General features: G+C 51.8%; 17 protein-coding genes, 1 tRNA gene, 1 other RNA gene and 1 pseudogene. 8 read left to right on the top strand and 12 right to left on the bottom strand.

All coding sequences use genetic code 11. The features are described from left to right. Nucleotides 1–77 precede the first annotated feature (77 nt). The 3 genes from PW844_RS13680 (at nucleotide 78) to PW844_RS13670 (ending at nucleotide 2,450) form a co-directional block, all read left to right on the top strand. A tRNA-Val gene (locus PW844_RS13680) sits at nucleotides 78–154 on the top strand. A 342-nt stretch (nucleotides 155–496) separates the two neighbouring features. Further along, complete coding sequence (pykF, locus tag PW844_RS13675) at nucleotides 497–1,909, top strand: pyruvate kinase PykF (RefSeq protein ID WP_084874065.1); 1,413 nt, start codon at nucleotides 497–499, stop codon at nucleotides 1,907–1,909. A 304-nt stretch (nucleotides 1,910–2,213) separates the two neighbouring features. Then, a complete protein-coding gene (locus tag PW844_RS13670; RefSeq protein ID WP_007374746.1) occupies nucleotides 2,214–2,450 on the top strand; it encodes a major outer membrane lipoprotein in 237 nt (78 codons plus the stop codon). 64 nt (nucleotides 2,451–2,514) lie between these two features. Here the strand turns inward: PW844_RS13670 and PW844_RS13665 are convergent, their stop codons facing one another. The 7 genes and pseudogenes from PW844_RS13665 to sufA all read right to left on the bottom strand — a co-directional run bounded on the left by PW844_RS13665 (nucleotide 2,515) and on the right by sufA (nucleotide 9,183). Next, on the bottom strand, nucleotides 2,515–3,549 hold the full coding sequence (locus tag PW844_RS13665; protein WP_299452523.1) for a L,D-transpeptidase family protein: 1,035 nt from the start codon (nucleotides 3,547–3,549) through the stop codon (nucleotides 2,515–2,517). 65 nt (nucleotides 3,550–3,614) lie between these two features. Further along, on the bottom strand, nucleotides 3,615–4,031 hold the full coding sequence (gene sufE / locus PW844_RS13660) for a cysteine desulfuration protein SufE (protein WP_299452521.1): 417 nt from the start codon (nucleotides 4,029–4,031) through the stop codon (nucleotides 3,615–3,617). Nucleotides 4,032–4,051: 20 nt separating this feature from the next. Beyond that, nucleotides 4,052–5,275, bottom strand: coding sequence for a cysteine desulfurase SufS (gene sufS / locus PW844_RS13655; protein WP_299452519.1), 1,224 nt, complete (start codon nucleotides 5,273–5,275; stop codon nucleotides 4,052–4,054). After that, entirely contained in the window at nucleotides 5,272–6,549 is a 1,278-nt protein-coding gene (gene sufD, locus PW844_RS13650; protein WP_299452518.1) for a Fe-S cluster assembly protein SufD, read from the bottom strand. The genes sufS and sufD overlap by 4 nt, the downstream gene beginning before the upstream one ends. Continuing rightward, nucleotides 6,524–7,272, bottom strand: a pseudogene (gene sufC, locus PW844_RS13645) (Fe-S cluster assembly ATPase SufC). Before sufC ends, sufD begins: the two are co-directional and overlap by 26 nt. Before the next feature lie 35 nt (nucleotides 7,273–7,307). Then, nucleotides 7,308–8,801, bottom strand: coding sequence for a Fe-S cluster assembly protein SufB (sufB, locus tag PW844_RS13640; protein ID WP_299452516.1), 1,494 nt, complete (start codon nucleotides 8,799–8,801; stop codon nucleotides 7,308–7,310). A gap of 7 nt (nucleotides 8,802–8,808) precedes the next feature. Next, nucleotides 8,809–9,183, bottom strand: coding sequence for a Fe-S cluster assembly scaffold SufA (sufA, locus tag PW844_RS13635; protein WP_299452514.1), 375 nt, complete (start codon nucleotides 9,181–9,183; stop codon nucleotides 8,809–8,811). A 389-nt stretch (nucleotides 9,184–9,572) separates the two neighbouring features. On the opposite strand from sufA, the gene PW844_RS13630 reads away from it, so the two are divergent. Beyond that, complete coding sequence (locus PW844_RS13630; RefSeq protein WP_299452512.1) at nucleotides 9,573–9,977, top strand: hypothetical protein; 405 nt, start codon at nucleotides 9,573–9,575, stop codon at nucleotides 9,975–9,977. A gap of 30 nt (nucleotides 9,978–10,007) precedes the next feature. Here PW844_RS13630 and PW844_RS13625 read toward each other — a convergent pair whose 3' ends face one another. After that, complete coding sequence (locus PW844_RS13625) at nucleotides 10,008–13,061, bottom strand: FAD-binding and (Fe-S)-binding domain-containing protein (protein WP_299452510.1); 3,054 nt, start codon at nucleotides 13,059–13,061, stop codon at nucleotides 10,008–10,010. Nucleotides 13,062–13,268: 207 nt separating this feature from the next. Here PW844_RS13625 and ydiK point away from each other — a divergent pair, with 207 nt between their 5' ends. After that, a complete protein-coding gene (gene ydiK / locus PW844_RS13620; protein WP_299452508.1) occupies nucleotides 13,269–14,381 on the top strand; it encodes an AI-2E family transporter YdiK in 1,113 nt (370 codons plus the stop codon). Between the two features lie 255 nt (nucleotides 14,382–14,636). After that, an RNA gene (gene rprA, locus PW844_RS13615) (antisense sRNA RprA) lies at nucleotides 14,637–14,744 on the top strand. Between the two features lie 81 nt (nucleotides 14,745–14,825). Here rprA and PW844_RS13610 read toward each other — a convergent pair. From PW844_RS13610 to ppsA, 3 genes are all read right to left on the bottom strand, one after another. Beyond that, a complete protein-coding gene (locus PW844_RS13610) occupies nucleotides 14,826–17,006 on the bottom strand; it encodes a zinc-dependent metalloprotease family protein (protein ID WP_299452505.1) in 2,181 nt (726 codons plus the stop codon). Between the two features lie 158 nt (nucleotides 17,007–17,164). Beyond that, nucleotides 17,165–19,336, bottom strand: coding sequence for a zinc-dependent metalloprotease family protein (locus PW844_RS13605; RefSeq protein ID WP_299452502.1), 2,172 nt, complete (start codon nucleotides 19,334–19,336; stop codon nucleotides 17,165–17,167). Nucleotides 19,337–19,567: 231 nt separating this feature from the next. Further along, a complete protein-coding gene (ppsA, locus tag PW844_RS13600) occupies nucleotides 19,568–21,955 on the bottom strand; it encodes a phosphoenolpyruvate synthase (protein WP_299452499.1) in 2,388 nt (795 codons plus the stop codon). Between the two features lie 449 nt (nucleotides 21,956–22,404). On the opposite strand from ppsA, the gene PW844_RS13595 reads away from it, so the two are divergent. Together PW844_RS13595 and PW844_RS13590 are read left to right on the top strand one after the other, a co-directional pair. Further along, nucleotides 22,405–23,232: a pyruvate, water dikinase regulatory protein gene (locus tag PW844_RS13595; RefSeq protein ID WP_084874050.1), complete on the top strand. Its 828-nt coding sequence runs from the start codon at nucleotides 22,405–22,407 to the stop codon at nucleotides 23,230–23,232. 175 nt (nucleotides 23,233–23,407) lie between these two features. Continuing rightward, the gene (locus PW844_RS13590) at nucleotides 23,408–24,454 is read left to right on the top strand and encodes a 3-deoxy-7-phosphoheptulonate synthase (RefSeq protein ID WP_299452493.1); all 1,047 of its coding nucleotides are present in this window, start codon (nucleotides 23,408–23,410) and stop codon (nucleotides 24,452–24,454) included. Between the two features lie 9 nt (nucleotides 24,455–24,463). Here the strand turns inward: PW844_RS13590 and PW844_RS13585 are convergent, their stop codons facing one another. After that, complete coding sequence (locus PW844_RS13585; protein ID WP_299452490.1) at nucleotides 24,464–25,903, bottom strand: protein adenylyltransferase SelO; 1,440 nt, start codon at nucleotides 25,901–25,903, stop codon at nucleotides 24,464–24,466. Nucleotides 25,904–25,963: the final 60 nt, after the last annotated feature.

Genomic DNA, 25,963 nt, shown 5'->3' with positions numbered 1-25,963 from the left:
GGAGCTTACAACAGTAAGTGACTGGGGTGAATGAGTGCCGCTAACGCAGCTGCAACCTGAAGTATGACGGATAAAATGCGTTCTTAGCTCAGTTGGTTAGAGCACCACCTTGACATGGTGGGGGTCGATGGTTCGAGTCCATTAGAACGCACCACTCTTTTTTACTCTCCCGTTGCGCAACACTCTGTTCCTTGATCTGCATCGTTTTATGTTACCGCTTTCATATTGGTTTTCGCGTACTTAGCGTCTATACTATGCTGCGTTGTCTCACTTGAAAGGTTTCAGCGCTAACGTGTTTATTGCGAGAACTCAAATTATTTGCGCAACACCGCCTGGCCGGTTCTCTCGCGTACCGCACAACTTCCCTGCACGCTTAGCCATCGTCTCCTATTCTTACTCTGTATTACCCTTATCAACACCAAACAAATTTCCACTTCGGTGCCTGCGCATCGAATCCCAACCTTTATCATCCATCACAACTTACAGATAAGCTGACATGAAAAAGACCAAGATCGTTTGTACTATCGGTCCGAAAACCGAATCGGAAGAGATGCTGACTCAATTGCTGGAAGCAGGCATGAATGTCATGCGCCTGAACTTCTCACACGGGGATTACGCCGAGCATGGTCAGCGCATTAAAAACATGCGTGCCGTCATCGAAAAAACCGGTCGTCAGGCGGCGATTTTGCTGGACACCAAAGGCCCGGAAATCCGCACCATGAAACTGGAAGGCGGCAACGATGCGTCTCTGAAAGCCGGACAGACCTTCACCTTCACCACCGATCAGTCAGTTATTGGTAACAGTGACCGCGTCGCGGTGACCTATGCCGGATTTACTGAAGATCTGAAGATTGGCAACACCGTGCTGGTGGATGATGGCCTGATTGGCATGGAAGTGATTGAAGTCACTGAAAACACCGTAGTGTGTAAAGTGCTGAACAACGGTGACCTCGGCGAAAACAAAGGCGTCAACCTGCCAGGTGTCTCCATTCAGCTGCCTGCGCTGGCTGAAAAAGACAAACGCGATCTGATTTTTGGTTGTGAACAGGGTGTCGATTTCGTCGCGGCCTCTTTCATCCGTAAACGTTCTGACGTGCTGGAAATCCGTGAACACCTGAAACAACACGGCGGCGAGCACATCCAGATCATCTCCAAAATCGAGAACCAGGAAGGCCTGAACAACTTCGATGAAATTCTCGAAGCCTCAGACGGCATCATGGTCGCCCGCGGTGACCTGGGTGTGGAAATCCCGGTTGAAGAAGTGATCTTCGCGCAGAAGATGATGATCAAGAAGTGCAACAAAGCACGCAAAGTGGTGATTACCGCGACCCAGATGCTTGATTCTATGATCAAAAACCCACGTCCGACCCGTGCTGAAGCCGGTGACGTGGCAAACGCCATTCTCGATGGTACCGATGCAGTGATGCTGTCTGGCGAAAGCGCCAAAGGTAAGTATCCGCTGGAATCGGTGACTATCATGGCGACCATCTGTGAACGCACTGACCGCGTCATGAAATCACGCATTGATTCGCTGCAGGACTCGCGCAAACTGCGTATCACGGAAGCGGTATGCCGTGGTGCTGTTGAGACAGCCGAGAAGCTGGAAGCCCCGCTGATTGTCGTAGCGACCGAAGGCGGTAAATCAGCCAAAGCCATCAGAAAATACTTCCCGGATGCGACCATCCTGGCATTGACCACCAATGCCACCACCGCACGCCAGCTGATTCTGAGCAAAGGTGTGGAAACCCGTCTGGTTAACGAAATTGCCTCAACTGATGATTTCTACCGCATTGGTAAAGAAATGGCGCTGGAAAGCGGTTATGGGCAAAAAGGCGACGTGGTGGTGATGGTATCCGGTGCACTGGTACCAAGTGGAACCACCAATACATCGTCTGTACACGTACTCTGATTTTTAATTCAATGTTTATTAAAAAGCGCCCTTATCGGGCGCTTTTTTTATTCTGTAGCTAATACAGATACTGGAAATTGCCAATCGATAATAACTATTCAAAAAGCCAGAAAATTAAGGTTAATCCGATTAAATCCCTCTGTTTTAGCTAAATATTTTTATCATCTTCTGCGAAACGATGCTTCTTTGAGCGAACGATCAAGTTTAAGCATGTTCTCATCAAAAATTTATTCTCAACTCAAAAAGCTTTGTGTAATACTTGTAACGCTACATGGAGATTAACTCAATCTAGAGGGTATAAATAATGAATCGTACTAAACTGGTACTGGGCGCGGTAATCCTGGGTTCAACTCTGCTGGCTGGTTGCTCAAGCAACGCTAAAATCGACCAGCTGTCTTCAGACGTTCAGACTCTGAACGCTAAAGTTGACCAGCTGAGCAACGACGTGAACGCAATCCGTTCTGACGTTCAGGCTGCTAAAGATGACGCAGCTCGTGCTAACCAGCGTCTGGACAACCAGGCTCACTCTTACCGTAAGTAAGAGTTCTGGTACTAAAAATGGCGCCATTAAGGCGCCATTTTTTTTGTCCTGATTCAGCCAGAATTCAGGGCTTCGCGACAGGTGTCCCCATCGCTTCACTGATGGTTGCACGCGTGGCCTCACTCCCCTGCTGAGATTGCACCACCTGCGGCATCGCCGTATCTGCTGTAACCGGCTCACCACTGCTCACCAGCACCGGCATTCCCGAACGTCTCTCCAGCGCAGCCTTAATCAGCGCAGTATCGCTTTGCGGGCTATTGAGGAAGTTTTTCATCGCCGCCGTTAACGCAATCGGCATGGTTTGTGGATCATCTTTATCGGTGTGGGATAACGGCTGATGCACTTCGATAAAACGCTTCCCGTCCGGCTCTATCGCATACTTCACCGGCTGATTGATCACCTGCACACGCGTGCCTTTCGGCACACTGGCAAACAACGCTTCGATATCTTCCGGACGCAGGCGAATACAGCCTGAACTGACACGCATACCGATGCCAAAATCGGCGTTGGTACCGTGAATCAGATACTGGCCAGAACCGTGCGCCAGACGCATGGCAAACAGACCCATGGGGTTATCTGGCCCGGCAGGCACCACACCCGGTAGGGTGATGCCCTCTTTCGCGTAGCGCTTGCGGATATTCGGCGTAGGCGTCCAGGTCGGGTTGGTGATTTTCTGGCCGATACTGGTCACCATAATCGGTGTCGCTGCCCCCAGCTGGCCGATGCCGATGGGATAGACAATCACCCGTTCTTCCCCTTTGGGGTAGTAATACAGGCGCAGTTCAGCGAGGTTAATTACGATGCCTTCATGCGGCGTATCCGGCAGCAACATCTGCAACGGCACCGTCAGCTGCGTACCGGCTTTGGGCAGCCAGGGATCTACGCCGGGGTTGGCTTCCAGCATGCCGAGCAAACCTATCTTATAATGCTTTGCAATGCTTTCCAGCGGGCGTTTGTCATCAGGTACAGTCGTAAGGGTGTTTTCGCCAATTAAACGGCTGTTAGCGGCGGGCAGAGGGTATTCCGTGGCAAGCGCAGGTGCAGACAGTCCGCAGCAGGACAACAGCAATGCACCGGCTAAACGTAAAGCTGGTCTCATGCAATTTTCTCTTTGTCGGAAGAAACAGACCCCGGTCAGATTGGCCGGGGTCTGGAGAGTGTATCTTAGCTGAGGGACTGTGCGTTATGACGGATCGCGCGAATCATCGCTTCAAGCCCCTGCGAACGCGAAGGGGTGAGGTGTTGGGTGAGCGCAAGTTGTTCAAACCAGTAGCGCACATCCAGGTCCAGAATTTCCGGCGCTTTCAGCCCCTGATACAGGCTAAATACTACGGCAATCAAACCCTTAACAATAGCAGCATCGCTGTCACCCGCGAAGGCAATAGTCCCATCTGATTGTGGAGTCATGGTGATCCACACCTGGCTCTGACAGCCAGAAATCACGTTTTCCGGCTGATATAAGCTTTCAGACGATTCTGGTAATTTTGCCCCGAGTTCAATGATGTAGAGGTACTTCTCTTCCCAGTTAGCGCAACGGTTAAAGTTGCGCACCAGTTTCTCTTTATCTGGCAAATTTGCCATTGGTGACTCCTGAAATCTGCTCAACCGCCCAGCAGACGATGAATACGCGTCAGACCTGCCGCCAGGCGATCGGCTTCTTCCTCGCTGTTGTAGAGTGCGAAAGAAGCACGACACATAGCGGGTACCGCATAATGACGCATCAGCGGCATAGCGCAATGATGCCCGGTACGGATAGCGATGCCGTACTGGTCGAGGAAGCTACCCACATCAAACGCGTGATGTTTCCCCAGATTGAACGCCACCACACCGCTACGTTCGGTCGGACCATAGATAGTCAGATCCGGCACGGAAGCCAGTTTGTCCAGCGCATAGCGCATCAGCATCGATTCACGCTGATGGATGGTATCCAGCCCAAGTTCGGTGATCCATTTCAGCGCCGCCCCCAAACCAATGATGCCACCGGTATTGGGCGTCCCCGCTTCGAAACGCCACGGCGCGGTATTCCAGGTAGTGCCGGTGGGCAACTGCACCTGATCGATCATCGAACCGCCGCCTTCCCAGGGGGGCATGATATCGAGCAGTGCCTTGCGGCCATACAGCACACCAATGCCGGTCGGGCCGTAGATCTTATGACCAGAGAAAACGTAGAAGTCGCAACCAATGTCCTGCACGTCAACCGCATGATGCATCACCGCCTGCGCGCCATCCACCAGCGTAGTAACGCCAGCGGCTTTCGCCTGGGCCACGATAGCTTTCACCGGGTTGACCGTGCCCAGCACGTTGGAAACGTGGGTCACCGCCAGCAAACGGGTACGGCTATCGATTAATCCACCCAGCTGCTCAAGCGCCAGTTCGCCCTGCTCATTGAGCGGCAGTACACGAATCTCAGCACCGGTACGCGCAGCAACCATCTGCCACGGCACGATGTTGGCGTGGTGCTCCATCTCGGTAATGATAATGTTGTCGCCGGACTGGAGCTGACTGCCGCCCCAGCTGTTTGCCACCAGGTTGATCCCCTCAGTGGTGCCTTTGACGAAAACAATCTCTTCCGGCGAAGAAGCATTGAGAAAGCGCGCCGCCTGGATGCGCACGTTTTCCATATCCGTGGTGGCCTGCGCACTCAGCGAATGAATGCCGCGGTGCACGGCCGCATAGCCGTGCTGATAAAAATAACTTTCCGCATTAATGACGGCCAGCGGACGCTGTGCGCTGGCCGCACTATCCAGATAAGCCAGCGGATGACCGTTGACCTCGCGTTTCAGAATCGGAAACTCCGCTCTGACTCGTTCGAGATCGAAACTCATGACTCAACTCCCGGGATACGCGCAGCAATACGCTGCAACACTGCCTGACGCAGTACCGGATTCTTTAAGGATTCGGTCAGCTCAGCGGCAAAAGCGTGAATGATCATACGCTGTGCAGCAGACTCTTCAATACCGCGCGAACGCAAATAGAACATCTGCTCATCATCGATGCGACCTACGGTAGCACCGTGGCTGCACTTCACGTCATCGGCGTAGATTTCCAGCTGCGGCTTGGTGTCCACTTCCGCCAGACGCCCCATCAACAGGTTATTGTTGGTCATCTGTCCGTCGGTCTTCAGCGCGTGCTGTGCCACTTTGATCATGCCGTTAAACACCGCTCGGCCTTTGTCACGCACGATGGTTTTGTGCATCTGACGGCTCATGCAGTAGCCTTTGTTGTGCTCCAGGTAAGTACGCGTATCGCACACTTCCTGATTCACCGGCAGGGCCAGGCTGTTCATCGCCAGATTGGTGTTCTCACCATTCAGCTGTGCACTGGTGTTATGACGTGACAAACCGGCACCCAGCAGGAAGCTGGTGGTGCTGACCTGCGCATCACGACCAAGAACCACATCGTTATGGGCGAAGTGGTAGCTTTTCTCGCTCTCAAACGACAGTTTGATGTGCGACAGTCGGGCATTGTCGGCCACGTCGAAGGTGAAACGCGCACCGGTAAAGTGAGGTGCATCGTTCAGCGTAACGTAGTGCTCAATCACTTCCGCCTCTGCACTGGCTTCCAGTTGCAAATGGTGACGGTGATGCACGGTATTCATCCCGGCATCCTGGCCGCTGGTGATATGCAGCAGGTACAACGGCAGTGCCGCCGCTTTACCACGCGCCAGACGAATACTGGTGGCTTCTTCTGCCAGACTTTCGGTCAGATGCAGAAACACTTCCGGCTGAATCGCTGCCGGCAGCGGACGGCGTTCTGCCGCCTGCGAATGCTGGATTTCAAACAGGCCGGTATCGCGGCTGCTCAGCGCGGGCTGGAAACGCCCATCGACGAACACCAGGCGCACCGCTTCAATTGGCAGCGCTAACTGCTCAACCTGTTCAGCGGTCACGTCCTGCGGCTGTGGCAGCACAAACTGCTGGCCCAGCAAACCTTCCAGCGGAGTGTATTTCCAGTTCTCGTGCTTGCGGGTTGGCAAGCCGAGACGCATCAGTTGCTGCCAGTGCTGCTGTGCCTGCAATGAACGCACTTCACCGCGCGATTCAAACAGGTGATGCCACTGTTGCAGGGCATTATCACTCTTCGTCGGTAAGCCAGCCATAGCCTTGCTCCTCCAGCTGTTTCACCAGCGTAAAGTCGCCAGATTTCACAATTTTGCCCTGATACAGCACGTGTACATGGTCTGGCTTGATGTAGTCCAGGATGCGCTGGTAGTGGGTAACGATAATGAATGAACGCTTACCGTCACGCAGGCTGTTAACGCCATTGGCCACGATTTTCAGCGCATCGATGTCCAGACCGGAGTCGGTTTCATCAAGAATGCACAGATCCGGCTCCAGTGCCGCCATCTGCAGAATGTCGTTACGCTTTTTCTCACCACCGGAGAAGCCCACGTTCACAGAACGGGTCAGCAAGTCTTCCGGCATTTTCAGCAGATGGATTTTATCTTCGATAAAGTCCTGGAAGTCGAAGCGATCCAGTTCTTCCTGCTCACGGTATTTACGCACCGCATTGACGGACGTCTGGAGGAAAAACTGGTTGCTGACGCCCGGAATTTCCACCGGATACTGGAACGCCATAAAGATGCCTTCGCCCGCACGCTCTTCCGGCTCCAGCTCCAGCAAGTCTTTGCCTTTGAAGGTGACGGAACCGCCTGTGATTTCATAATCTTCACGGCCAGCCAGGGTTGCCGAGACAGGGTACTTTTACCGGAACCGTTGGGTCCCATAATGGCATGCACTTCACCCGGCTTCACTTCAAGGTTCAGGCCGCGCAAAATTTCTTTGTCTTCAACACTAACCTGTAAATCTTTAATGCTTAACATACTCTTTCCTTCACATTGCTTCCGGCAACGGGCCATCAGCCCACGCTGTGCTCAAGGCTGATTGCTAACAATTTTTGCGCTTCCACGGCGAATTCCAGTGGCAGCTCGGAGAAAACATCTTTACAGAAGCCGTTCACGATCATTGAGATCGCATCTTCTTCGCTGATACCGCGTTGCAGACAGTAGAACATCTGATCTTCACCGATACGCGAGGTGGTGGCTTCATGCTCCAGCTGTGCGGTGTTATTACGCGCTTCGACATACGGGAAGGTATGCGCGCCGCAATCCGGGCCAATCAGCATCGAGTCGCACTGGGTAAAGTTACGCGCGTTGGTGGCGGTTGGCATAATTTTCACCAGACCACGATAGGTATTCTGGCTCTTACCGGCCGAGATACCTTTAGAGATAATGGTCGATTTGGTGTTCTTACCAATGTGGATCATCTTGGTGCCGGTATCGGCCTGCTGATGTCCGCTGGTTAGCGCCACGGAATAGAATTCACCGATGGAGTAATCACCGCGCAGAATACAGCTCGGGTATTTCCAGGTGATGGCTGAACCGGTTTCTGACTGCGTCCACGACATTTTGCTGTGGTCGCCTTCACACAGGGCGCGCTTGGTCACGAAGTTGAGGATACCGCCCTCACCTTCACCACCCGGGAACCAGTTCTGCACGGTAGAATATTTAACTTCCGCGTTTTTGTGGATAATCACTTCCACCACTGCCGCGTGCAGCTGATAGGTATCACGCACCGGTGCCGAGCAACCTTCGATGTAGCTGACGTAACTGTCTTCGTCTGCCACCAGAATGGTGCGCTCGAACTGACCGGTTTTGGCCGCGTTGATACGGAAGTAGGTTGACAGTTCCATCGGACAACGCACGCCTTTCGGGATGTACACGAAGGTACCATCCGACGCGACTGCTGAGTTCAGCGCAGCAAAGAAGTTATCGTTGGCCGGCACCACGGTACCCAGATACTTTTTCACCAGCTCAGGGTGTTCCTGAATCGCTTCGCCAAAGGAGCAGAAAATGATGCCCTGCTCCGCCAGCTTGCCGCGATAGGTAGTGGCAACGGAAACGGAGTCGAAAATGGCATCGACCGCCACTTCTTTGCCTTCACGCACCGGCACACCCAGCTGGTTAAAGGCGTTTTCCACTTCCTGCGTCAAATATTCGCTGGACGGGGTTGAACCTGAGGCCTGGGTAGCGCCTGGCTCGGAAGCACAGGTGTCATCGCAGTTGCCGCAGGATGGCGCCGAGTAATAGCTGTAATCCTGGTAGTCGAGTTTCTCATAATGCGCTTTCAGCCAGTGCGGCTCTTCCATTTCCAGCCAGGCACGAAAGGCCTTAAGACGAAACTCCAGCATCCACTCTGGCTCGTTACGCTTAGCCGAAATTGCCCGCACCACATCTTCATTGAGGCCGTGAGCAAATTCTTCGGTTTGCAGTTGGGTAAAGAAGCCCTCTTTATAATTGAGCTTGCCTTCCCACATTTGTACATCGTCAGATGTTTCGCTGTGTCGTGACATAGTTGACTTACTCGACGCCGAAGCTCTCGCCACACCCGCAGGCGTGCTGAGCTTTAGGGTTATTAAATTTAAAGATCTGATTCAGGCCTTCACGGACATAATCCACTTCGGTTCCGTCGACGAACGGCATTGCCTGAAGCGGCACAAACAACGTTGCGCCAAAGAAGGAGAACTGCAGGTCGTCATCGGTAGGCGCTTTCACCAGGTCCATGACATAACCAAAACCGGCACAGCCGGACTGTTTCACCCCCAGACGCAGGCCCTTGACTTCCGGGTCTTCAGCGGCCAGGTTAAGAATCTGTTTTGCTGCCGATTCGGTCAGCGTCAGCCCTTTCCAGACGAAATCTTCGGGTGAGAAAGAAGCTGCATTTACTGATGACATAGTGCTACCTCGTAAGTCTGGGCCTTTTCAGGCTATCCCCCTATGGTAGTGATATCAGGTATCACTTCAACCTCTTGTTTTGCAGGGATAATCATCTCGTGCTATTTTTTACTGTTGCTTTATTAAGCATAGTCGCTTCGCACTGCTTTGCGGGCGGCAAAACGGCTCCGTAGTGATAGCTGTAACCCGTTAAAAACCCGCAAAATTTTGTTTTTACACTTTACGTTTTTCTCATGATTGATAGGTTACGCCTTTCTACAATGTAAAGAAATTGTTATTGCCAATTTTACTAACAGGCAAAGTAAATCAATAAAATTTCTCTAGGGAATTGCATTCCTGATGTGGTTGAATATGATAATGATTATCATTAACCCATTTAAGGTGGCGATATGACGCTTACCGTCTCAGCCTGGTTACAACACAAAATCGATGAATATAAGTTTTCGGTACGTGATATCACCGTCGACTTCTATATGGCTCAGGCAAAGCTCAACCGCACCGACTGTACTATCGAACAGCTGCGTCGCTTTAACGACACCTGTCTCGACATGGCAGAAATCTGCCAGCTGAATGGCGATGACCAAAGCTATCTGCACGCCATGGGCAAGCTCCATCACCGCTTAGTGCAGGAGATGGGCAATGTCGATCGCGACCGTTTGTTCCGTATTCAGGCCTATCAACTGGCGCGCCTGTCGCTGACTCGCTTGTGTCATCAACTGGCGCTGAGCGGCGAGTGGGATCAAGCCACCAGCCTGCAGAGTGATTTCGTCCGCCACGCAGGCTGGATATTCTAATCCAGCTGCGTTGTGACGCCTACAATTTGTTTACAACATTTCCAGCAATGCCTGTAGCGGATGGCGCATGCCATTCCCCTCTGCCCGTTTCACCTGGCTGCGACAGGAGAATCCGGTGGCGAGGCAACGCTGACGCGGCAGCTTTTGCATCTGCGGATGCCAGGAAAGCGCATAAATCCCCAGTGAATTCTCCAGGTTCTGACTTTCGTGGCCGTAGGTGCCTGCCATACCGCAACAGCCGACATTGATGTTTTCCAGTTTTGCGCCAAAGCGAGCAAAGATATCCTGCCACTGATTCGGTGTTGAGGGCAGCGCCGTGACCTCAGTGCAGTGAGCAAACAGATACCAGGCTTCCCCGCTGGTACTCTGCACCGCGCGTTCTGCAACCGCCTGCTGCAACCATTCATGTACCAGCTGCACATTAAACTCACCGCGCTTGTCGCCCAGCACCTGATTGTATTCATCGCGATAACACAACACGGTGGCGGGATCGACCCCTACCATGGGCATGCCAAGGCGCGCCACACGGTTCAGGAACTCAGCGGTGATGGAAGCCGTGCGGGCAAAACGTTGCAGAAAGCCTTTAACATGCTGCGCTTTGCCATTCGGTGAGAACGGCAGCAGCACCGGGCGGTAACCCAGCTTCTCGATCAGTTTGACGAAATCCGTCACCAGCTGTGCTTCGTAGTAACTGGTAAAGGGATCCTGCACCACCAGCACACAGTTTTTCCGCTCAGCGCTGCTGAGGGCTTCGAGCTGCTCCAGCGTCAGGCTCATAGCCGGGTGTCCGCTTAATTGCTGCTTCAGGCTCGGCGAGGAAAGCAGCGGCAGATCGACCATGCCGATATGTTTTTTGCTCAGTTCCCGCACCCACGGCTGTTTCAGGAAGAAGTTAAACATTTTCGGCGCTTTCGCCATCAGCGGCGCGTAACTTTCTACCGTGGCAACCAGATGGTCGCTCATCGGACGCAAATAGCGGGTGTGGTACAACTGCAGGAAGCGTGAACGGAAGTTCGGCACATCAATTTTGATCGGGCATTGGGTGGAGCAGGCTTTACACGCCAGACACCCCGACATTGCCTCTTTGACTTCGTGGGAGAAGTCATACTCGCCCTGCTTCGCATGCCATGAGTTGCGGGTACGCTGGATCAAAGTACGCAGGCTGGAACCTTGCTCCGGCAAGGCTTTCTCCAGCAGCAGCGGGTCAACGCCCTGCTCCGATAACAGGCGTAACCATTCACGCGTCAGGGTTGCGCGTCCTTTTGGCGAATGGATACGGTTGCGGGTGATTTTCATCGACGGGCACATCGGGCTACGCGTATCAAAGTTGAAGCACAGGCCGTTACCGTTACATTCCATCGCCCCGCGCCATTCGTTGCGTACCGTCAGCGGAATCTGGCGATCATAAGTGCCACGCTTCACCGCATCGACCTGCATCATCGGCTCATTGCTGCCAAGCGGCGTACAGATTTTACCGGGGTTCATACGGTTATCCGGGTCGAAGGCGGCTTTAATCCGGCGCAACTCATTGAACAGGGTTTCACCGAAAAACGCCGGGCTGTACTGGGCGCGGAAACCCTTGCCATGCTCACCCCACAGCAACCCACCGTAGCGCGCGGTGAGCGCCACCACTTCATCGGAGATCTGTTTCATTAGCATCTCCTGCTGAGGGTCACACATATCCAGCGCCGGACGCACATGCAGCACCCCGGCATCCACATGGCCGAACATGCCATAACTCAATCCGTGGCTATCAAGCAACGCGCGGAAATCGACGATGTAATCCGCCAGATGCTCCGGCGGTACGGCGGTATCTTCGACAAACGGAATCGGTTTAGCGCGCCCTTTAGCGTTCCCGAGCAAACCCACCGCTTTTTTGCGCATATTATAGATGCGCTCAATGCCGCTTAAGTCATTGCACAATTGATAACCAATTACGCCGCCCTGTTGCTGCGCCATCAATTCATCCAGACGGGCGCACAGCGTCGAGACCTGCTGCTCAATCAGCTCGCCGTCATCACCCGCAAACTCGACGATATTCAGCCCCAGCATCTCTTTATCGGGCACATCGGTGATCAACTCTTTGACTGAATGCCAGACGATATCTTCCCGTGCCAGATTCAGCACTTTGGAATCGACGGTTTCCACTGACAAAGCCTGCGCGTCCACCATAAAGGGGGCGTTGCGCAACGCGGAGTCAAAGGAGTCATATTTTATGTTTACCAGACGACGCACTTTCGGGATCGGGGTAATGTCGAGTCGGGCTTCGGTGATAAATGCCAGCGTTCCCTCAGCGCCACATAGCAGGCGCGTCAGGTCGAAGGTTTGCAAATCATCACTGAACACGTGGCGTAAATCGTAGCCCGTGAGAAAACGGTTCAGTTTGGGGAATTTTTCCAGGATCAGGGCGCGCTGTTCGCGGCAGCGGGACATAACCTGCTGATAGATCCGGCCTTCCGCAGTCGGCGTCTGTGCCAGTTTCTCTGCCAGTGCCGTCGGCATGGCGCGGGTATCCAGGATGTCGCCACCCATCAGCACGGCACGCAGGCCTTCCACATGATCGGAGGTCTTGCCATACACCAGCGAACCCTGCCCAGAGGCATCGGTATTAATCATCCCCCCCAGGGTGGCGCGGTTACTGGTGGATAACTCCGGCGAGAAGAAAAAGCCATATGGCTTCAGCCAGGCATTGAGCTGGTCTTTCACCACCCCGGCTTCAACACGTACCCAGCCCTGCTCGGTATCGATTTCAAGGATGCGGTTCATGTAGCGTGACATGTCGACCACAATCCCCTGGTTAAGCGACTGTCCATTGGTGCCGGTACCACCGCCACGCGGGGTAAACACCAGGCTGGTAAAGCGCTCTTCACCGGCCAGACGGGCAATCAGCGCCACATCGGCTGTAGAACGGGGAAAGAGGGCCGCATCCGGCAACAACTGATAGATACTATTATCGGTTGAAAGGGAGAGACGATCGGCATAGCTGGTGGCGGTGTCGCCAGTGAATCCTTGTTCTTTTAAGGATTGCAGGAATGTCAGCACCAGTTGAACGAGGCCCGGTGCCTGGGAAATCTGTGGGATCATTATTGGGTGACCGAGATGTTGTAAACGTTTGCGTAGTCGATTTTTATGAACCATTCGTTTTATCACATTTTTTTGTCGCCCGCTGTTTTTTCAGGAAACGTAAAAAGCACCCGGCATCCCTCTGTTTAATCGCCAGGAAATAGATCATGATTAATCAGGGCCAGCAAGCCCCTCCGTAAAGGATTCCATTGAGGTCAAGACGCTGTTATGAAAAACCTGCAACGCGGTCTGGATTTACCGCAAATGCTGTTCTCACTGATGTTTATTCTGATCATGATCACCGCCTGTCTTTGGGTGGTTCAGCCGTTCATCCTGGGCTTTGCCTGGGCCAGCATGGTGGTGATCGCCACCTGGCCGTTGATGATCAAATTGCAACATCTGCTGTGGGGACGCCGTTCACTGGCGGTGGTGGCAATGACCATCCTGTTGCTGCTGCTGTTTATTATTCCTATCGCCGTACTGGTCAATAGTCTGATCGATAACAGCGCCCCGGTGATTGCCTGGGCGACCCAGGGCCACCTGGTACTGCCTCAGCTGGACTGGCTGAAAGAAGTCCCAATGGTGGGTGACAAGCTGTTCTCCAGCTATCACCTGCTGGTGGACGGTGGCGGCACCGCCATCATGAATAAGTTACAACCCTACATTGGTCGCACCACCGGCTTCTTCGTGGCGCAGGCGGGTCACTTTGGCCGCTTTATGCTACATCTGGGACTGATGCTGTTGTTTAGCGTGCTGCTGTACTGGCGCGGTGAACAGGTCGGACAGGGTATCCGTCACTTTGCCTGTCGTATGGGGGGACGCCGTGGTGACGCTGCCGTGCTGCTCGCTGGTCAGGCGATTCGTGCCGTGGCGCTCGGCGTGGTGGTCACCGCGCTGGTACAGGGGGTGCTGGGCGGTATCGGGTTAGCCATTTCCGGTATTCCTTACGCCACCTTGTTAACCGTGGTGATGATCCTTTCCTGCCTGGTGCAGCTGGGTCCGCTGATCGTACTGGTACCCGCCATTATCTGGCTTTACTGGAGCGGCGATACCACCTGGGGCACGGTGTTGCTGGTGTGGAGCTGTGTCGTGGGCACGCTGGATAACGTCCTGCGCCCGATGCTGATTCGCATGGGTGCCGATTTGCCGATGATTTTGATCCTCTCCGGCGTGATTGGTGGCCTGGTGGCCTTTGGCATGATTGGCCTGTTTATTGGTCCGGTGGTGCTGGCGGTTTCTTATCGCCTGGTATCAGTATGGATGCACGAAGTGCCGCCCCCGGATGACGATCCTGTTGATGTGGTTGAAGAACTGACCGAACACGACGACCACACTGCCTGATCCCTGCCTGGCGGCGATTAGCCTCAGTTAATCGCCGTCACTGAGTTTCCCGCCGCAAGCAAAATTTTCCATAAGTGAATTTTAAGAAAAACCGCAATTTCACCCTGTTTAAGTCAGTTTTGATTACGGAAAGATTATTTTTCGTACTGAATCGCGGTTTAAACCGGCCAAAAACGTCGATAAAAGATTATCAGCTTTAAACTAATAAGAGGATTCTTAAAGACGCCATCAGCAGCTGTGAATAACATGTTTCCTATGTTTGAGATCAAACCACTGATTTTAAAACAACCTTTTTCCCCTGAGTAAAGTGAAGAATTGCTGTGTGTAGTCTTTGCCCATCCCCTGTGATGGGCTTTTTTTTTGTTTTTTTCTGTCATAAACGCTGGCACTTAGCATGCAAATCGCCTGCTGGCGCAGTTAGCGCCGCCAACAGGCCATAAGGCGTTACTTACTGAACGTCACCACCACCGTCTGATTAGCACGGTCTTTCTTCCACATAAAGTTACGATACTGCGACCACTCCACCACGTTGATGCTGCCATTGTCCTGTTTCTCACCCAGCCGGATTTGCGTCATGGATTTATTGATTTCATGCGCCAGGTAAGCTGGCCAGCCATAACGGCTGAGATACTCGCCATCCTTACCATCCGGAATCAGTACGCTGCGCTGTTCCACTACCGCGCCGCTGCTGTTTTTAACGGCCACGGTAATGGTGGTGCCCGAGGCTAAATCGGTCTGGAATCTGTCACCGAAGATATCCTTTTGTTCAACCCAGGGGTTTTCTGTGATGTTAAGCGTGCTGAATTCCGCCGTCAGATCATTCTTCTTATCCAGCGGGAACCACAGCCGGTTGCGGTAACCGCTGCCGGTAACGGTATTGAAAATGCCGTCTTTAAGTTCACCGGCGATCACATTCGCTGAATTATGACTGTTGATAGTCTGTGCCAGATGATGAGGCCATGATGTCCCGGTAAGACTCTCGCCGTCATTGTTGAAATAATATTTCTCCAGCGCCTGACCTGAAGTTTTATTTTTGATGGTGAGCATGACCGTGCCGTTGGCGGGCACACCGTCGCCGCCGCTGATCGCCATAATATCAGCCCACTTATTACTCCGTACCACGGCATAGGTTTTACGCTGAACATCAACCTTATATGCACCAATTTTGTCCTGATGCAGCCAGATATGGTTTTGATAGCTGGTCCCAACAATGGGCTTCACTATGTTAGTGTCGAGCCCACCCGCCATGATTACATCATTAGGGAAATATTTGTTAACCGCTGCGGAAATATCATACGGCCAATCACGTAAAGCCGGTCTTGTAACGATTTCATCAAGAATGATTTGCTTATGCGTCGCATTTTCAGTCAGACTGATTTCAAAGTATTGATTCTGAGGCAGATCACCATCGTTTAATTGGCGCTGACTTTCCCAGTCCGGATAGTACGCGGCAACATTAAGACGTCTTTCCTTAATAAATCTCACAGCATCATTGCTGGCAACCGTACCACGGGGGATTCCCCCATAATTTTTTCTGGGATCAGCAAAATAATTAATACGGGTACAGGCGGGTGAACACGTTTTTGACATAATAGTGCGGAATTTCCCCGGCACCCCATAGCCATTTGCATAAAGCGGCCAGGTTGCTTCGTCTTCATTATGTTTGAGTCCGAAATTATGTCCAATCTCATGTGCCAAAGCCCAGGTGCTGCCAACGGCACAGAGTGCATTAACCACTGAGTAAGCACTCCAACCCGTCGCTACTCCGCAGTATTCTTTCCTTTCAACGATTAACGTGACAAGATCAGCACGAGTTTCCGCCCTTTTTTGAGCCACAAACTTGCCTAGTGCATTATCTGTCTTTTCCATTTGATCACGCATCGTTGCCATGCTTACTTCATCAATTTTAGTATCTGCAACACCGACGAGTTCAAACTCAGTAGACGTTTCGCTACCGACATAACTTTTATTTAATTCTGTATTGAGCCAGCCAGCAAATCCAGCAGGTTCTGTACCAAATCGGTAGCGCGATTGGTTTGTATAAAGGTAGAGTATTTTTATTTTTGTCTTTTCTTCACTCGCGTCAAAGTTATCCTTACCCTGCAAATTTTCAGTAAATTGTTGTTGTTTCTCCGATGTGGTTTCGTCCCAGAAATCATCATGCTCATGTTCATGCATGTTTGAAGTATCTACTTTTACTAAAGCATATAAATCCTGTTCAATCGGATTTAATTGATAAAATGAACCATTGCTGAGTCGGACGCTCCCATTAACAACACCATTCCTGATAGAAAAGGTCGCTGAGTCTTTCGCATCAGCCGAAACACCATGCCAGATATCATTACCTGTATTGTCCTTCTCCATGGAAGACGATCTAATTTCTACTTCTGGTGATTGATCATCAAACTTAAACAGGAAAGAGGACGAGCGACTGAGCAAAACGTCTTTATTAATTTTGACTAATTTATAATCCTGACGCTCTTGCTGGAAATTTCTTAACAGTGGCGTATCTGATGTATTAGCATCATTCTCAGCCAGACTAAACAGTTGTGGTGCGGCGAAAACCGAGGATGACAGTGCCGAAGCAATGACGGTAAATAAAAGTTTCTGCTGGAAAGTGAGCAAAATGATTAATCCTGAAGTAATAAAATTGAAATGGCTATTTTATTAAAAATCAGTTAATCACCAATGCGGTTGTCCTGCATCAACTTAAGAAGTTGAGGTGGGATTCAGAGAAGTTTCCGACTGACTGCACCAACGGGCAGCCAGCTGGACATTCTTATTTATTTACTGTACGAAACTTCCACTGTCATGTTAGCGCGTTGTTTCTTCCAGATACGGTTACGATATTGCGAGCCAGGAATGATGTCGATATTGCCACTTCCGTCCTTATTTTTTTCCCCGATAATGATTTGGGTAAACTTCTGGTTAAATATTCTTGCCACATAAGCAGGCCATTTGTAACGGTCCCGCTCAGCATCATCGATCCTTACGCTGTGTTGCTCAATCACTACGCCGCTGCTGTTTTTCACCTTCATCGTAACCATGGTGCCCTTTTCTAAGTCAGTTTCGTGCTTATCACCATAGGCACCAACCTCTTCGACCCAAGGATTCTCAGCCTCGCTCAGGAGGATCAATTCCGCACTCAGCGCATTTTTCTTCTCCAGCGGGAACCACAGTCGGTTGCGGAAACTGCTGCCGGTCACGGTGTTGACATTACCGTCCTTCAGTTCACCAGCAATGACGTTGACTGATTGCTGACTGTTGATAATCTGCGCCAGCTGGTGCGGCCATGATGTTTTATCAAGAACCTTATGGCCATTAATCAAATAAAACGTCTCCAGCACCTGGTCTGAGGTTTTATCTTTAATGTTAAGCATCATGGTGGCGTCGGCAGGAAGACCGTCTCCGCCACTGATTGCCATCACATCAGACCATTTGTTATTCCGCACTACGGCATAAGTTTTGCGCTCCACATCTACCTTATATGTTGCCAGTTGATCCTGATGCAGCCAGATATGATTTTCAAAACTGGACCAGTTCTTCGGCACCACTTTTCCACCTTCAGTCAGCTGTCCGGCAGCGACAACATCGTTGGGAAAGAAGTTATTAACGGCAACAGAAAAATCATATGGCCAATTCCCTTTGCCGGGATTGGTGATGATATGATCAAGGATAGAGTTTTTATCAGTCTGCTTTTCTGTCAGGCTAACGGTAAAATACTGGTTTGCCGGAAGCTCCCCCTGATTCATGACATACTGACTTTCCCAGTCCGGATGCATTGCAGCCATAATAAAGCGGCGTTCTTTAATAAAACGTACTGCATCATTACCCGTTGCGGTACCAATTGGCACACCTTTATAACTTTTCAGCGGATCAGAAAAATTATTCACTGCCTCACAGCCGCCACATCGTTTTGACATAATCGTCGAGAAATAACCTGGTACGCGATAACCATGCGCATAACGCGGCCAGGTCAGTTCTTTTTCCCCATGATTAAGTCCGAAATTATGTCCGATTTCATGAGCCAGGGCCCTCACTCCCACAGCACATGTGGTATGCACTACAGTTGCCCATTTATCCTTTTGCGCGGTGCCGCATGCCTGATAGGCTTCGGAAATAATCACTACCAGATCGGCTCGTGTTTCAGCTCTTTTTGCCGCAACCAGTTTTCCTAACGCGGTATCCGTTTTTTGCATCTGAGATAGCATGCTATACATGGTACTTTCATCCATTTTGGTATCCAGAACTCCGGCAACATCGAACTGAACCAGCGTATCGCTATTTGCATACGTGTTATTCAACTCGCTATTCATCTGAGCGGCTTTCAGTGCAGGATCAGGAGAAAACCAATGACGTGACTGGTTGGTATAAACATACAACAATCTCAATCTGACATGTTCGCTACTGGCATTAAGGTTTTCATTTTCACTCAACGCCTGTTTGATTGCCTGTTCACGTGCTGCGGTTGTTTCATCTGCAATCACATCGTTATCGTCAGCCTCCAGCTGCGACGTATCGATTTTGACCAAAATTTGCCGAGCCTGATCGACAGGAAAAACCTCATAATAAGACCCGTCACGCAGTCGAATCGAACCCGTAATCTTGCCATCACTTATCGCAAACGAGGCTGTGTTTTTCTCATCGTCCGAATGACCCTGCCATATTTGTATACCATTGCTATCTTTTTCCAGCGAAGTTCCGTGAATCTCTACAGACGTCATTTTTTCATTATTATTGAATAGAAAAACAGACGCCTCATTTTCCAGTAGCGCCTTATCTACACTGATAAAATTAACACCCTGGTATTGCTGTCTTAAATGTTGCAACCTCGTGGCTTCCTGAACAGTTGTGTCTTTATCAACAACAGTAAAGAGCTGAGGAGCGGCGATCACAGTAGAAGAAAAAGTGGAAGCAATAATAGTGACGAGCCATTTACGTTTAAATTTTAACAAAAGCCGTCTCTCCGGTTAAATAAATTCCAGCATTAATAATGAAAGAATTAAAGAAGAGATAAATAGAGCATACCTGAATCATTCCGGAGTTAACTAATAAAGAAAAATATTTCACTGAAGAAAAGAGGAGTAGATATTAAGAAGGAGATATGAAAGTTTGACAGTAACCGATTTTTTTCATTTCAAACGAAACGTTCCGGACTCGCTCCGGAACGTTTCAGTTTTCATGCCTTATGACTTCCCGGCATTCAGCTCCGCCAGACTCAGCCAGGTTTCCACCACCGTGTCCGGGTTCAGGGACAGACTATCGATCCCCTCCTCCATCAGCCAGGCGGCAAAGTCCTGATGATCAGAAGGCCCCTGACCACAGATACCAACGTATTTACCCTGTTTCTTCGCCGCCTGAATCGCCATCGAAAGCAGCGCTTTCACCGCGTCGTTGCGTTCATCAAACAGCGCCGAAACCACGCCGGAGTCACGATCAAGACCCAGCGCCAGCTGCGTCATATCATTGGAACCAATCGAGAAACCATCAAAATGTTGCAGGAACTGATCGGCCAGCAACGCGTTTGACGGGATCTCACACATCATGATCACCTTCAGACCATCCTCACCCCGTTTCAGTCCCTGTTTCGCCAGCTCCTCAACCACTGCTTCCGCCTGAGCCACGGTGCGAACAAACGGAATCATGATTTCTACGTTAGTCAGCCCCATGTCATTGCGCACGCGTTTCACGGCAGCACACTCAAGGGCAAAACAGTCGCGGAAGCTGTCGGCAACATAACGACCCGCGCCACGGAAGCCCAGCATCGGGTTTTCTTCTTCCGGCTCGTAACGTTCGCCACCCACCAGGTTGGCGTATTCATTCGATTTGAAATCAGACAAACGCACGATGACGCGTTTTGGCGCAAATGCGGCACCCAGTGTGGCGATACCTTCGGTCAGGCGCGCAATATAGAACTCAACCGGATCGTCAAAGCCTTTCATCATTTGACGAATTTCCTGCTGCAGTTCTGGCGTCTGCTGATCAAATTCCAGCAACGCTTTCGGATGCACGCCAATCATGCGGTTAATGATAAATTCCAGACGCGCCAGGCCAACGCCTTCGTTTGGCAAACAGGCAAAGTCAAAAGCGCGGTCCGGGTTACCGACGTTCATCATGATTTTTAACGGCAAGTCCGGTAGGCTATCCACCTGTGAACTGGTCACTTCAAAATCAAGCAAATCGTCATACACGTAACCGGTATCACCTTCCGCACATGAGACAGTGACTTTGTGGCCGTCTTTCAGACGCTCGGTGGCATCACCGCAACCCACGACCGCAGGAATACCCAGCTCACGCGCGATGATCGCGGCGTGGCAGGTACGTCCACCACGGTTGGTGACAATCGCTGAGGCTTTTTTCATGATCGGTTCCCAGTCCGGGTCGGTCATGTCGGTGACCAGCACATCGCCTTTCTCGATACGGTTCATCTGGCTGATGTCCTGAATAACCTTCACTTCACCAGCACCGATACGATGGCCAATGGCGCGTCCTTCCACCACCACTTTGCCTTTACCCTGCAAAGTGTAACGTTCCATCACCTGGCCGTTAGAACGCACCGTCTCCGGGCGCGCCTGGACGATAAACAATTTGCCGGTGTGGCCGTCTTTGGCCCACTCGATATCCATCGGGCGTTTGTAATGCTGCTCGATAAGGACCGCCTGACGCGCCAGCGCCTGCACTTCCTCATCAGTCAGACAGAAATGATCGCGCTCGGCCTCCGCCACGTCTTCAATACGTACCTGCTTGCCGTGCTCATGGGAGTCGGCATAGACCATGCGAACTTTTTTCGAACCCATATTACGTCGCACAATCGCCGGGCGATTCGCTGCCAGCGTTGGTTTGTGCACGTAGAATTCATCGGGGTTAACGGCCCCCTGCACCACCATCTCACCCAGACCCAGTGCCGCAGTGATAAACACCACCTGATCAAAGCCGGATTCGGTATCGATAGTAAACATGACGCCTGATGAGGCGAGATCGGAACGCACCATGCGCTGGATACCCGCCGACAGAGCTACCCCGCGATGGTCGTAGCCCTGATGCACACGATAAGAGATGGCGCGATCGTTAAATAAAGAAGCATAAACGTGCTTCACCGCCACCATCACCGCATCAATGCCCTGCACATTAAGGAAAGTTTCTTGCTGTCCGGCAAAGGAGGCGTCTGGCATATCTTCTGCGGTTGCAGAAGAACGCACCGCAAAGGAGGCGTCTGCATCATCAGAGGATAATTGCTGATAAGCATCATGAATCGCCGTTTCCAGCTCTGGCTGGAATGGGGTATCCACCACCCATTGACGGATCTGCTTACCCGCTTTCGCCAGTTCATCGACATCATCAATATCGGTCTTGTCCAGCAGGTCATAGATACGCTGGTTCAGCCCGCTTTGATCGAGAAACTGATTAAAAGCATAAGATGTGGTCGCATAGCCATTGGGTACAGCCACACCCAGCGACGACAAATTGGTAATCATTTCACCCAGAGAGGCGTTTTTTCCTCCCACCCGATCAACATCATGCATGCCAAGCTGGTTGTACCAGAGCACTAGCGGCTGTTCGCCTTTATTGGACATCGAGATTATCCTTTTAAATGATTGGGGGCACATGGAACATTTTGCTATTCGCAAATACAGCCTGGCACAAGCGTTAAATAAAGACTAAGTGTTGAATCGTTAAAGCAGTGAAAGATATGAAAAATCGGATTAGTACCCGCAATTAGCAGAGTTGCGCAACGCGGCAAAATAACGCTAACAGATTGCTGTAGCGATAAATTTCTCATTTTCAGAGGGTTAGCTGTTGCATTTTGTTGCGCAACAGAAACGGACTTTATTTTGTGCGCGAAGCAAAATAACCGGGAAAAAGGGTGATTTCCAAAACGCCATTTCATCTATATTGGTATTTAGATTAATACGCAGGTCAGCGATGTTGTGGGTCATATGGATATTTCGTTTTATTATCCTGTAAAATGAAATTTCAACAACACTAATGTTACGCAAAAGTTACCATGAGGATATTCCCCATTATGAGTGCTGAACGCAGCGTATTCTATATTTCCGATGGCACCGCCATCACTGCTGAAGTGCTGGGCCATGCTGTGCTATCGCAGTTCCCGGTCAATACCAATAGCGTAACCCTGCCCTTTGTTGAAAATGTGCAGCGTGCACAGGCAGTTAAAGCACAAATTAACGCGCTTTATCAGCAAAGTGGCGTGCGCCCGTTGGTGTTCTTTTCTATCGTGACGCCCGATGTGCGGGAGATTATTCTGGAGAGCGAGGGGTTTTGTCAGGACATCGTGCAGGCGCTGGTTGGTCCGCTGCAAAGTGAGCTGGGAGTGCCTTCCATGCCGGTTGCCCATCGCACCCACGGCCTGACAGCCAGCAATCTCGGCAAATACGATGCACGTATCGCCGCTATCGATTACACCCTGGCCCATGACGATGGGATTTCCCTGCGCGGCCTGGAAGATGCTCAGGTGATCCTGCTCGGGGTGTCACGTTGTGGTAAAACACCCACCAGCCTCTATCTGGCGATGCAATTTGGCGTACGTGCTGCCAACTATCCGTTTATCGCCGATGATATGGATAACCTGAAACTGCCACCCGCACTGCGTGCTCATCAGCATAAATTATTTGGCCTGACCATCGACCCCGAGCGCCTGGCAGCCATCCGCCAGGAGCGCGCCGAAAATACGCGTTATGCCTCAATGCGCCAGTGTCGGCTTGAAGTCGGTGAGGTGGAAGCGTTATTCCGCACCCACCAGATTCGTTACCTCAACAGCACCAATTACTCAGTAGAAGAGATCGCCACCAAAATCCTCGACATTATGGGGCTGACGCGACGTATGTATTAACGTTCTGGACGGTAGCGACAAATGCGTACTGTCAGCACGCTTGTAAAGCGTGGCTGCCGTCTTATTTTATTTCCTTTCGCTTTAGCAGGTTGAAATCGCAGGTTAATGGTTTATTGTGACCACCATCACTTCCCGGTATTTCACCGTTGCGAAGAACAGATTTTCGAGAATCCCAATGAACAAAACTGATGAACTGCGTACCGCGCGCATTGGCAGCCTGATAATGCCAGCCGCTTTAGCGCAACAACACCCCATTTCGGCAGAGATTGCCGCCAGTGTCACCACCGCGCGTCAGCGCATTGCCCGCATCCTCACCGGAGAAGATCCGCGCCTGCTGGTGATTATCGGCCCCTGCTCACTGCACGATCCCAAAGCAGCGCTGGAGTACGCCGCACGCCTCAATGTGCTGCGCGAGCAGTATAAAGATCGACTGGAAATTGTGATGCGCGCCTATTTTGAAAAACCGCGTACCGTGGTGGGCTGGAAAGGTCTGATCTCCGATCCCGACCTGGATGGCAGCTATGATGTCAACCGCGGCATTGCCATTGCGCGTCAGCTGTTGCTGGATATCAATGCCATGGGGATGCCTACCGCCACTGAATTTCTCGATATGGTGATCGGCCAGTTTATTGCTGACCTGATCAGCTGGGGCGCAATTGGTGCCCGCACCACCGAAAGCCAGATCCACCGTGAAATGGCCTCAGCGCTGTCCTGCCCGGTTGGTTTTAAAAATGGCACCGACGGGAATGTGCAAATTGCCGTGGACGCGATTCGCGCCTCCCGCGCCAGCCATATGTTCCTGTCGCCAGATAAAAATGGCCAGATGACCATTTATCAGACCAGCGGCAACCCGCATGGTCATGTGATTCTTCGCGGCGGTCGTCAGCCTAACTATCATGCCGATGATGTGGCAGCAGCGGCAACAAACCTGCGTGATTTCAATCTGCCGGAACAGCTGGTGATTGATTTCAGCCATGCCAACTGTCAGAAGCAACATCGCCGTCAGCGTGATGTGGCCCAGGATGTGGCAGCGCAGATCCGCGCCGGTTCTCGTGCTGTAGCCGGGGTGATGATTGAGAGTTTCATCGAGGAAGGCAACCAGAAGGTGATCAGCGGCGAACCGCTGGTCTACGGCCAATCGATCACCGATCCCTGCCTCGGCTGGGACGATAGCGCCGAAGTGCTGGCGCAACTGGCTGCCGCAGTCGACAGCCGCTTCTAATCACCTGATTTAGCTGGAGCAGCTCACCTCCAGCGTTTTCCCCCACTCAGGTGGCCGTTGGCGCAGTTCCGCGCTGACGGCTTCATCACTGAACGGTTGCTGCAAAGCCAGATGCAGACGCTCAAGCGCAGCAGTTTCACCGCGTTCAACCTCATCAATCACCTGCTGGGCAAGATAATTACGCAACACCAGCGCCGGATTCGCGCCTTTCATCACCTTCTGCCGTTCTTCATCACTGGCTTCATCCAGTAACAGACGCTGACGATAGCCTTCATACCAGCGATCAAACGCATCCCGGTCGATAAATTCATCCCGCAGCGGTGAGCGTGTTTGCTGCTGTTGTGTGTCACTGAGCAGACGGAAGGTCAGCGTATAGTCGCTGCGTTCCTGGGTCATCAGCGCCAGCAATCCGGTGAGAATCACGTTGTCATTGACGTCCTGCGTCAGCAGCCCAAGTTTAGCGCGCATTTTCTCGCCCCACACCCGCATCAGTTCTGGTTCGTAGTGGCTCAGCGCCTGCTTCAGTTGATCAGTGGTCATTAACCCGGACAACGCATGTGCCAGACGGTTGAGATTCCACAATCCCACCGCAGGCTGGTTATCGAAGGCATAACGCCCCTGATAATCGCTGTGATTGCAGATAAAGTTTGGCTGGTAATCGTCGAGAAAACCGTAGGGGCCGTAATCGATGGTCAGCCCCAGCAGCGACATGTTATCGGTGTTCATCACCCCGTGGGCAAAACCGACGCTCTGCCACTGGGCGATCAGGCTGGCGGTGCGTTTCACAATGTCTGTAAACCACAACAGATAACGGTCTGCCTGATCCTGCAATGCCGGCCAGTGATGACGAATGGCATAGTCCGCCAATTGCCTTACCTTTTCCTGCTCACCACCATAGTAGAAATGTTCAAAGTGGCCGAAACGTAAATGACTTTCGGCGATACGCATCAGCATCGCGCCACGTTCCTGGGTTTCCCGCAACACCGGTTCATCACCAATCGACAGGCTGAGGGCGCGCGTGGTGGGGATACCCAGATGATGGAGGGCTTCTGAAGCGAGAAATTCACGCACCGTGGAACGGATGACAGCGCGCCCGTCGCCCATGCGCGAATAAGGTGTCAGCCCGGCACCTTTCAGATGCCAGTCAAGTTTACGTCCATCCGCCAGCAATTGTTCGCCGAGCAGGATACCGCGTCCGTCGCCGAGCTGTCCGGCCCATACACCGAACTGATGTCCGCTGTACACCTGTGCCAGTGGCTCCTGACCAGGCAATAGCGCCTGCCCAACCCACACGCCATGTCCGTCGCCAGTGAATAAGGATGGGTCCAGCGCCATCTCTGCCGCCAGAGGCGCGTTGTGATACAACAGACGTCCGCCCTGTAACGGGGTTGGGACCAGTGCGCTGTAGAATCCCGGCAACTCCCGCCGCCAGCTATTGGTAAACTGCATAGTCACTCCGCGAGGTACTCAGTGTTCAGACACCACGATTGGTTTGAGAATCAATGGCTA

It is taken from the genome of Pantoea sp., assembly GCF_028283705.1.
GTDB lineage: Bacteria > Pseudomonadota > Gammaproteobacteria > Enterobacterales > Enterobacteriaceae > Pantoea.
Note: the sequence above shows the minus strand (reverse complement) of the source record. Positions and strands in the feature narration are given on the sequence as shown.

Coding starts and splice junctions, on each gene's coding strand:
- pykF (WP_084874065.1), top strand. CDS start 497: ATGAAAAAGACCAAGATCGTTTGTACTATCGGTCCGAAAACCGAATCG.
- PW844_RS13670 (WP_007374746.1), top strand. CDS start 2,214: ATGAATCGTACTAAACTGGTACTGGGCGCGGTAATCCTGGGTTCAACT.
- PW844_RS13665 (WP_299452523.1), bottom strand. CDS start 3,549: ATGAGACCAGCTTTACGTTTAGCCGGTGCATTGCTGTTGTCCTGCTGC.
- sufE (WP_299452521.1), bottom strand. CDS start 4,031: ATGGCAAATTTGCCAGATAAAGAGAAACTGGTGCGCAACTTTAACCGT.
- sufS (WP_299452519.1), bottom strand. CDS start 5,275: ATGAGTTTCGATCTCGAACGAGTCAGAGCGGAGTTTCCGATTCTGAAA.
- sufD (WP_299452518.1), bottom strand. CDS start 6,549: ATGGCTGGCTTACCGACGAAGAGTGATAATGCCCTGCAACAGTGGCAT.
- sufB (WP_299452516.1), bottom strand. CDS start 8,801: ATGTCACGACACAGCGAAACATCTGACGATGTACAAATGTGGGAAGGC.
- sufA (WP_299452514.1), bottom strand. CDS start 9,183: ATGTCATCAGTAAATGCAGCTTCTTTCTCACCCGAAGATTTCGTCTGG.
- PW844_RS13630 (WP_299452512.1), top strand. CDS start 9,573: ATGACGCTTACCGTCTCAGCCTGGTTACAACACAAAATCGATGAATAT.
- PW844_RS13625 (WP_299452510.1), bottom strand. CDS start 13,061: ATGATCCCACAGATTTCCCAGGCACCGGGCCTCGTTCAACTGGTGCTG.
- ydiK (WP_299452508.1), top strand. CDS start 13,269: ATGAAAAACCTGCAACGCGGTCTGGATTTACCGCAAATGCTGTTCTCA.
- ppsA (WP_299452499.1), bottom strand. CDS start 21,955: ATGTCCAATAAAGGCGAACAGCCGCTAGTGCTCTGGTACAACCAGCTT.
- PW844_RS13595 (WP_084874050.1), top strand. CDS start 22,405: ATGAGTGCTGAACGCAGCGTATTCTATATTTCCGATGGCACCGCCATC.
- PW844_RS13590 (WP_299452493.1), top strand. CDS start 23,408: ATGAACAAAACTGATGAACTGCGTACCGCGCGCATTGGCAGCCTGATA.
- PW844_RS13585 (WP_299452490.1), bottom strand. CDS start 25,903: ATGCAGTTTACCAATAGCTGGCGGCGGGAGTTGCCGGGATTCTACAGC.